We start from the raw sequence: 7,852 nt of genomic DNA, 5'->3' as shown, positions 1-7,852 counted from the left end.
GAGCATCCTGTTCTGCACTCTGACCAGGGATGGCAGTATCGTATGAGAAGATATCAAAATATCCTTAAAGAACATGGTATTAAACAAAGCATGTCCAGAAAAGGCAATTGTCTGGATAATGCTGTGGTGGAGTGTTTCTTTGGAACCTTAAAGTCGGAGTGTTTTTATCTTGATGAGTTCAGTAATATAAGCGAACTGAAGGATGCTGTTACGGAATATATTGAATACTATAACAGCAGAAGAATTAGCCTGAAATTAAAAGGTCTGACTCCAATTGAATATCGGAATCAGACCTATATGCCTCGTGTATAACTGTCCAACTTTTTGGGGTCAGTACAAAGTGAGGCTACCCTATGCCTGAACACCATAAGGTTAGCCTCTTACTCGTTGGAAATCAACACAGGGGGCTGGGAATGCCGCAGAAATATAGATTACTTTCTTTAATAGTGATTTGTTTCACGCTTTTATTTTTCACCTGGATGATAAGAGATTCACTGTGTGAATTGCATATTAAACAGGAGAGTTATGAGCTGGCGGCGTTTTTAGCCTACAAATTGAAAGAGTAAGAGTCTTCGACGGGAAATTATTCCCGCCTTACTTACGGCGTTGCGCATTCTCATTGCACCCATATTTATTCTTCACAAAAATAATAATAGATTTTATTACGCGATCGATTATTTATTTCCTGAAAAAAAATAAAAAAATCCCCGCCAAATGGCAGGGATCTTAGATTCTGTGCTTTTAAGCAGAGATTACAGGCTGGTTACGTTACCAGCTGCCGGGCCTTTAGCGCCGCTTTCGATGGTGAAGGACACTTTCTGACCTTCGTCCAGAGATTTGTAACCATCGTTCTGGATAGCAGAGAAGTGTACGAACACATCTTTAGAGCCATCGTCAGGAGTGATGAAGCCGAAGCCTTTGTCAGCGTTGAACCATTTTACGATACCAGTCATTTTACCGGACATAGTGTATTACCTTTAATAATTAAGTGTGCCTTTCGGCGATATGGCGTGCTTTACAGATTTTGAAGCGTTAAAGGAATGTGCACTACGAGGGGTATCAACGATAACTCTTGAAGGGACTTGCCTTACTACACTGCTTTAATGGTCTGTACGTCAAACCGTTGATGTGCATTAAGCCACTCATTGGCGGGTGATGCAACAATTATTTTTCATATTTATGATTAATCGGTTGGAAAACGGTCCTGTCATCAGGACCGTAAACAGCAATAAAGTGGATAAAAGTCTATTTCATCAACTGCTTACTTAATGCCGGGTTGGCTTGAATCAAACGCATCAATTTTAGTTCGGCACTTGAAGGCTTCACGCGTCTGGATTCCCATTCCTTTACCATGGCGACTGATACGCCCAAAACCCGGGCGAAATCATCGATTTTTAATCCTGTCCCTTTTCATAACTGCTCAATTTCGGTACAGGACGTTGTTCTGTGCGTCAGGGTAATTTTCTGCGTTTCATCTTTAAAAACAATCTGTTCCAGGCTGCTCAACAGCTCATGCATTGGATCTTTATATTCCATTGAAAACTCCTCAAATCACACTGCGGGATCGTGAATTGCATCGAAGCTCATTAAGAATAGTCGGGAAAAGCAGACACAGCGGGGTGAAGTCAGGGCATGCTCTGGCTATGATTCGATTCAGCCTGTCATTTAGCGTGACTTATAGCCACCTAACGATCTGATAAATGCCGATATATCTCTTATCACTCCTGTTTTGTAAAGATTTCGCAAATCTAACCTTCTGCGAAGGCGTAAATCTCTGGCTACAAAAAAGGCAACGGCACTATCATTTTTTAACAATGAAACAACAAATTAACCTTGTTTCATTTTCTCCATGATTTTACCAGGAAGATTACGTAGAAAGGGTATCCTGCAAGCCTGTCCTGGACTATCCTTGTCACGTCAGACACGCGTGTGTCGTTGTGCGCTTTTTTTGGGTGAAAGGAGTAAGAAAATGGCGACAGGAAAGTCCTGCTCTCGCTGGTTTGCGCCTCTTGCGGCGTTATTAATGGTAGTTAGCCTGAGTGGGTGTTTTGATAAAGAAGGCGATCAGCGTAAAGCGTTTATCGACTTCCTGCAAAATACAGTGATGCGTAGCGGTGAACGTCTACCAACCCTGACTGCCGATCAGAAAAAACAGTTTGGTCCTTTTGTCTCTGATTACGCGATTCTGTATGGTTATTCTCAGCAGGTGAATCAGGCGATGGATTCCGGTCTGCGCCCGGTCGTAGACAGCGTTAACGCAATTCGCGTACCGCAGGATTACGTTACGCAAAGCGGTCCGCTGCGTGAAATGAATGGTTCGCTGGGTGTGCTGGCGCAACAACTGCAAAATGCGAAGTTGCAGGCCGATGCTGCGCACTCTGCGCTAAAACAGAGCGATGACCTGAAACCGGTATTTGATCAGGCATTCACCAAAGTGGTAACGACGCCAGCTGATGCATTGCAACCGTTGATTCCGGCGGCACAAACTTTCACGCAACAACTGGTGATGGTTGGAGACTACATTGCTCAGCAAGGTACTCAGGTGAGCTTTGTCGCAAATGGCATCCAGTTCCCGACTTCACAGCAGGCAAGTGAATATAACAAACTGATTGCGCCATTACCGGCACAACATCAGGCGTTTAATCAGGCCTGGACTACAGCAGTTACTGCAACCCAATAAAGAGTAAAAGCCCGAGCGATTATCGGGCTTTACTTCACGCAGTCGCAGCTTAGTCCGCGACGTGAGGATTCACACAGTTCTTCTCAACCTTTCCTTGTAACGCATCAATCAAATTATCCACGGCACAGGCGGCCATGCCATAACGCGTCTCATGGGTGGCAGATCCAATATGCGGTACTGCGACGACGTTGGCCATTGAGAGCAACGGCGAATCTACGGACAGTGGCTCTTGTTCGAAGACATCCAGCCCGGCGGCGTGAATTTCGCCTTTCTGCAATGCTGCGATCAGTGCATTTTCGTCAACCACCGGGCCACGTCCGGCATTAATGAAAATGGCGGAGGATTTCATTTTGGCGAATTGTTCTGCGCCAAACAGATGATGCGTCTCATCAGTTAACGGCAGGATCAGGCAAACGAAATCTGACTCTTGTAACAGAGTATCCAAATCGCAGTAGCGGGCGTTGAAGCGTTCTTCTGCTTCTTTATGGTGGCGGCGCGCGTTATAGAGGATGGGCATGTTGAAGCCAAAGTGCACACGTTGTGCCAGCGCCATGCCGATCCGTCCCATCCCGACAATGCCCAGTGTTTTATGGTGAACGTCAGTGCCGTACCAGTCCGGGCCTATGCTCGCGGTCCATTCGCCTGCTTTTACCCGTTCTGCTACCTCCACAACCCGACGAGCGGTAGACAACACCAGCGCCATCAGCGTATCGGCGACGGTTTCTGTTAATACGGTTGGCGTGTGCATCAGCAGAATTTTTCGGGCGGTAAGCGCATCGACATCAAAATTGTCATAGCCGACGGAGATCGTTGATGTGGCACGCAGTTTCGGCATTTTTTCCAGCAATGCGGCATCTACATTCTCGTTTGAACCCAGTAAACCTTCAGCTTCTGCAAAAATTGCTGCATTTTGAACGACGGTTTGTGGGCTGAGGTTTGCCACCTGGTGAACGGTGAAATGCGCTTGCAGGCGTTGCAGTAAATCATCAGGTAAGGCTTTGTAGAGGATAACGGACGGCTTCATGCTTCTCTCCATTCACTGATAAGGCGATCACCTTAGCCTGAAATATGATGAAGGAAAACTGAAGAATGCCAGGTGATTTCTGCATCACCTGGCATGAAAGGGATTACAGCGGGCTTAAGGTAATTTCTACACGGCGGTTTTGCGCCTTACCTTCTGCGGTGCTGTTGCTGGCGATTGGGTTAGCCGGGCCAAGGCCCTGAGTACGGATGCGGCTGGCGTCCACGCCCTGGGTGATCAACGCGCTGGCAACGGAATCCGCACGCTGCTGGGAGAGACGCATGTTCAGGTCGTGACCCCCCGTGCTGTCGGTATAACCAATCACGTTAACCGCCGTTTTCGGATACTCTTTCAGCACCATTGCCACGCCGGTCAGGGTGTTAGCGCCTGCCGGTTTCAGGGGAGCGCTGCTGCTGTCGAAGGTCACATTGTTCGGCATATTGAGGATAATGTTATCCCCGCTGCGGGTTACGCTAACACCAGTGCCGCGCATTTTGTCACGCAGCTTCGCTTCCTGCACATCCATGTAATAACCCACGCCGCCGCCCAGAGCTGCGCCTGCTGCTGCGCCAATCAGCGCGCCTTTACCGCGATCTTTCTTCGAAGAAGAGAGCGCACCAATACCCGCGCCCACGAGAGAGCCCAGACCTGCGCCGATAGCAGATTTGCCTGCTTCGCGTTCGCCGGTGTAAGGGTTAGTTGTGCAGCCAGATACCGCCAGAGCGCCACTCACTACGGCGGCAAGTAAGATAAACACGTTTCTTCATTGTTAATCCTTAATAACCTTTTTATTCTTTGTCACGGGTTCCGTGGCGGGAGATTATGCCGCGTGAACATGAAGATTATTCCTGGGAATACTCGGAAATTTGTAAGTAATATTTAACTGCTCAATACATCTAACCTTTCAGGAGTCTTCGGTTTGGCCAACTCATCCTCACGATATTCCGTTCTGACTGCCGCCCACTGGGGGCCCATGCTGGTTGAAACCGACGGCGAAACCGTGTTTAGCTCGCGTGGCGCGTTAGCCACAGGAATGGAAAACTCCTTGCAGAGCGCGGTTCGCGACCAGGTTCACAGCAATACGCGGGTACGATTTCCAATGGTGCGCAAAGGCTTTCTCGCGTCACCGGAAAACCCGCAAGGCATTCGTGGGCAGGATGAATTTGTTCGCGTGAGTTGGGATGAGGCGCTGGCAGGCGGTTATACCGGGCATCTGGGGGATTATTCGACCGGTGCGGCACAGGCGATCATGCCGTATGTCGTAGGTGGCAGCGAAGTTTATCAACAGCAAACCAGTTGGCCGCTGGTGCTGGAACATAGCGATGTCGTGGTGTTGTGGAGTGCTAACCCACTCAATACGCTGAAAATTGCGTGGAATGCATCCGATGAGCAGGGGCTTTCTTACTTTTCCGCACTGCGTGACAGTGGGAAAAAGCTGATCTGCATTGATCCAATGCGATCGGAAACCGTCGATTTCTTTGGCGATAAAATGGAGTGGGTGGCACCGCACATGGGCACCGATGTTGCGCTGATGCTGGGGATCGCCCATACGCTGGTGGAAAATGGTTGGCACGACGAAGCGTTTCTGGCGCGTTGCACCACAGGTTATGCCGTCTTCGCCTCTTATTTGCTGGGCGAGAGTGACGGAATAGCGAAAAACGCCGAATGGGCGGCAGAGATTTGTGGTGTTGGCGCAGCGAAAATCCGCGAGCTGGCGGCTATTTTCCACCAAAATACCACCATGCTGATGGCAGGCTGGGGAATGCAGCGCCAACAGTTTGGTGAGCAAAAACACTGGATGATCGTCACGCTGGCAGCAATGTTGGGGCAAATCGGCACACCCGGCGGCGGTTTTGGTCTTTCTTACCATTTTGCCAATGGTGGTGACCCCACGCGGCGTTCTGCGGTGCTCTCTTCCATGCAGGGCAGCTTGCCGGGTGGCTGCGATGCGGTGGATAAAATCCCTGTTGCCCGCATTGTTGAAGCACTGGAAAACCCTGGTGGCGCATATCAACACAACGGTATGAACCGACATTTCCCGGATATTCGTTTTATCTGGTGGGCGGGCGGTGCCAACTTTACTCATCATCAGGATACCAATCGTCTGATCCGTGCCTGGCAAAAACCGGAGCTGGTGGTGATCTCTGAATGCTTCTGGACGGCGGCGGCGAAACACGCGGATATTGTTCTGCCTGCGACTACCTCTTTTGAGCGTAATGATCTCACCATGACCGGTGATTACAGTAATCAGCATCTGGTGCCGATGAAGCAAGTGGTGCCGCCACGCTATGAAGCGCGTAATGATTTTGATGTTTTTGCCGAGTTGAGTGAACGTTGGGAGAAGGGCGGCTATGCGCGGTTTACGGAAGGAAAAAGTCAGCTGCAATGGCTGGAAACGTTTTATAACGTTGCCCGGCAGCGCGGGGCAAGCCAGCAGGTTGAATTGCCGCCATTTGCTGAGTTCTGGCAAGCCAACCAGTTAATTGAGATGCCGGAAAACCCGGACAGCGAGCGGTTTATTCGCTTCGCTGATTTTTGCCGCGATCCGCTGGCGCATCCGTTAAAAACCGCCAGCGGCAAGATTGAAATCTTCTCACAGCGTATTGCCGATTACGGTTACCCGGATTGCCCTGGGCATCCAATGTGGCTGGAGCCGGACGAATGGCAGGGCAATGCCGAACCAGAACAGTTGCAGGTACTTTCTGCCCATCCGGCGCACCGCCTGCACAGCCAGCTGAATTACAGTTCTCTGCGCGAATTGTACGCGGTAGCAAACCGTGAGCCTGTCACCATTCATCCTGACGATGCTCAGGCGCGCGGCATAACCGAAGGGGATATGGTGCGGGTGTGGAACTCCCGTGGGCAGATCCTTGCCGGAGCGGTCATTAGCGAGGGAATTAAACCTGGCGTGATTTGCATTCACGAAGGGGCATGGCCGGATCTGGATTTAACCGCTGACGGTATTTGTAAAAACGGCGCAGTGAACGTGCTGACCAAAGATCTCCCCAGCTCGCGGCTGGGGAATGGCTGTGCGGGTAATACGACGCTGGCATGGCTGGAAAAATACAACGGTCCGGAACTGACACTTACAGCGTTTGAACCACCGGCCAGCTCATAATCCAGGTGGGTAGTTGGGTTTCATCCTGCCATGCGCAATCGACAATGTGAAAACCCTGCGCACGGTAAAAATCTATCGCCGGTTGATTTTTTTGATAAACCTCCAGCATCAGATGGGGATAGCGCTGCTGCACATACTGCATCAGCGCCTTACCAATACCGCGTCTGACGGCCTTCGGTGCGACAAACATTGCTGCCAGAAATCGGCCTTCCATAATGCTGACAAAACCGAGAAGCTTACCGTCCTCTTCCCAGACCCAGTTTTGCGCGTTGGCAAGATAGGCATCCCGCACCAGCGGAATGCAGTCACGCCAGTAATTCGCTTTTATAAAGGGATGCCCCCAGGTTGTACTTTCCAGCCACAGTTCGAGGATCGCGGGGAGTTCTGAACGTTGCGCTTCCCGAATCATGGTTTATTTCCCAGATAGCAACAGCAGCCAACCACATGATCATTCACCAGCCCACATGCCTGCATAAAGGAGTAACAGATTGTGGTGCCGACAAACTTAAAACCACGTTTTTTCAGTGCCTTAGATAGGGCGTCGGAGGCGGACGTAGATGTGGGAATTTCGCTCAACGTTGTGGCTTGTGTCACCTGTGGCTGATGATTTACAAACGACCAGACAAAGTCGGGAAACGGTTCGCCGTTCTGTTCCATTTGCAGGTACGCCCGCGCATTACCAATAATTGCCTGAATTTTCCCTCGATGGCGGATAATCCCGGCGTCCTGTACCAGTCTTTCGACATCCTCTTCCTGCATTGCTGCGACCTTCACCGGATCGAACTGATGAAAGTAGGCGCGATAGTTTTCGCGTTTTTTGAGGACGGTGATCCACGATAACCCAGCCTGCTGCCCTTCAAAGCAGATCATTTCGAACAGTTTTTTACTGTCAGTTTCAGGCACGCCCCACTCATTATCATGGTAGGCAATATAAAGCGGGCCCTGACTCACCCAGCCGCAACGTTCCATACTTTCCCTCGCTATGTACCCGATCGTAAAAATTTCAGCCGCTTTTCTTGACGCATCGGTGAAA

At 50.1% G+C, this 7,852-nt stretch carries 9 protein-coding genes and 2 pseudogenes; 4 read left to right on the top strand and 7 right to left on the bottom strand.

The features are described from left to right. A partial coding sequence (locus ABZJ92_RS07610; protein WP_032170455.1) for an IS3 family transposase occupies positions 1-312 on the top strand: 312 nt, incomplete at its 5' end. Between the two features lie 101 nt (positions 313-413). Then, positions 414-566, top strand: a complete 153-nt coding sequence (hokA, locus tag ABZJ92_RS07605; RefSeq protein WP_001135734.1) for a type I toxin-antitoxin system toxin HokA — start codon at positions 414-416, stop codon at positions 564-566. Here hokA and ysaE read toward each other — a convergent pair. The 3 genes and pseudogenes from ysaE to ABZJ92_RS07590 form a co-directional block, all read right to left on the bottom strand. Continuing rightward, on the bottom strand, positions 543-614 hold the full coding sequence (gene ysaE, locus ABZJ92_RS07600; RefSeq protein WP_214282303.1) for a protein YsaE: 72 nt from the start codon (positions 612-614) through the stop codon (positions 543-545). The two genes, hokA and ysaE, sit on opposite strands and share 24 nt — an antisense overlap. Positions 615-752: 138 nt before the next feature. After that, positions 753-965 (bottom strand): transcription antiterminator/RNA stability regulator CspE, encoded by a 213-nt coding sequence (gene cspE, locus ABZJ92_RS07595; RefSeq protein ID WP_000014594.1) that lies wholly within the window; start codon positions 963-965, stop codon positions 753-755. Positions 966-1,245: 280 nt separating this feature from the next. Then, positions 1,246-1,536 (bottom strand): annotated as a pseudogene (locus ABZJ92_RS07590) (HTH-type transcriptional regulator). Between the two features lie 433 nt (positions 1,537-1,969). Between ABZJ92_RS07590 and ABZJ92_RS07585 the strand changes: the two are divergent. Then, a complete protein-coding gene (locus tag ABZJ92_RS07585) occupies positions 1,970-2,680 on the top strand; it encodes a DUF3053 domain-containing protein (RefSeq protein WP_000190516.1) in 711 nt (236 codons plus the stop codon). Between the two features lie 49 nt (positions 2,681-2,729). Here ABZJ92_RS07585 and ghrB read toward each other — a convergent pair whose 3' ends face one another. Together ghrB and ABZJ92_RS07575 are read right to left on the bottom strand one after the other, a co-directional pair. Further along, complete coding sequence (gene ghrB, locus ABZJ92_RS07580) at positions 2,730-3,704, bottom strand: glyoxylate/hydroxypyruvate reductase GhrB (protein ID WP_000804996.1); 975 nt, start codon at positions 3,702-3,704, stop codon at positions 2,730-2,732. 103 nt (positions 3,705-3,807) lie between these two features. Next, a pseudogene (locus ABZJ92_RS07575) lies at positions 3,808-4,468 on the bottom strand (OmpA family lipoprotein). Between the two features lie 152 nt (positions 4,469-4,620). On the opposite strand from ABZJ92_RS07575, the gene ABZJ92_RS07570 reads away from it, so the two are divergent. Then, positions 4,621-6,819, top strand: coding sequence for a molybdopterin-dependent oxidoreductase (locus tag ABZJ92_RS07570; RefSeq protein ID WP_000013926.1), 2,199 nt, complete (start codon positions 4,621-4,623; stop codon positions 6,817-6,819). Here ABZJ92_RS07570 and ABZJ92_RS07565 read toward each other — a convergent pair. Beyond that, positions 6,788-7,228, bottom strand: coding sequence for an N-acetyltransferase (locus ABZJ92_RS07565; protein WP_000617478.1), 441 nt, complete (start codon positions 7,226-7,228; stop codon positions 6,788-6,790). The genes ABZJ92_RS07570 and ABZJ92_RS07565 overlap by 32 nt on opposite strands. Next, complete coding sequence (gene tag / locus ABZJ92_RS07560; RefSeq protein WP_000438970.1) at positions 7,225-7,788, bottom strand: DNA-3-methyladenine glycosylase I; 564 nt, start codon at positions 7,786-7,788, stop codon at positions 7,225-7,227. Before tag ends, ABZJ92_RS07565 begins: the two co-directional genes overlap by 4 nt. Between the last annotated feature and the right edge of the window lie 64 nt (positions 7,789-7,852).

Origin of the sequence: Shigella sp. FJ200513, from assembly GCF_040495915.1 — a bacterium.
Classification (GTDB): Bacteria; Pseudomonadota; Gammaproteobacteria; order Enterobacterales; family Enterobacteriaceae; genus ECMA0423.
Note: the sequence above shows the minus strand (reverse complement) of the source record. Positions and strands in the feature narration are given on the sequence as shown.

What these genes read in the sequence shown, in the direction of transcription:
- hokA (WP_001135734.1), top strand. Translation starts at nt 414, where the DNA reads ATGCCGCAGAAATATAGATTACTTTCTTTAATAGTGATTTGTTTCACG.
- ABZJ92_RS07585 (WP_000190516.1), top strand. Translation starts at nt 1,970, where the DNA reads ATGGCGACAGGAAAGTCCTGCTCTCGCTGGTTTGCGCCTCTTGCGGCG.
- ABZJ92_RS07565 (WP_000617478.1), bottom strand. Translation starts at nt 7,228, where the DNA reads ATGATTCGGGAAGCGCAACGTTCAGAACTCCCCGCGATCCTCGAACTG.
- tag (WP_000438970.1), bottom strand. Translation starts at nt 7,788, where the DNA reads ATGGAACGTTGCGGCTGGGTGAGTCAGGGCCCGCTTTATATTGCCTAC.
- cspE (WP_000014594.1), bottom strand. Translation starts at nt 965, where the DNA reads ATGTCCGGTAAAATGACTGGTATCGTAAAATGGTTCAACGCTGACAAA.
- ghrB (WP_000804996.1), bottom strand. Translation starts at nt 3,704, where the DNA reads ATGAAGCCGTCCGTTATCCTCTACAAAGCCTTACCTGATGATTTACTG.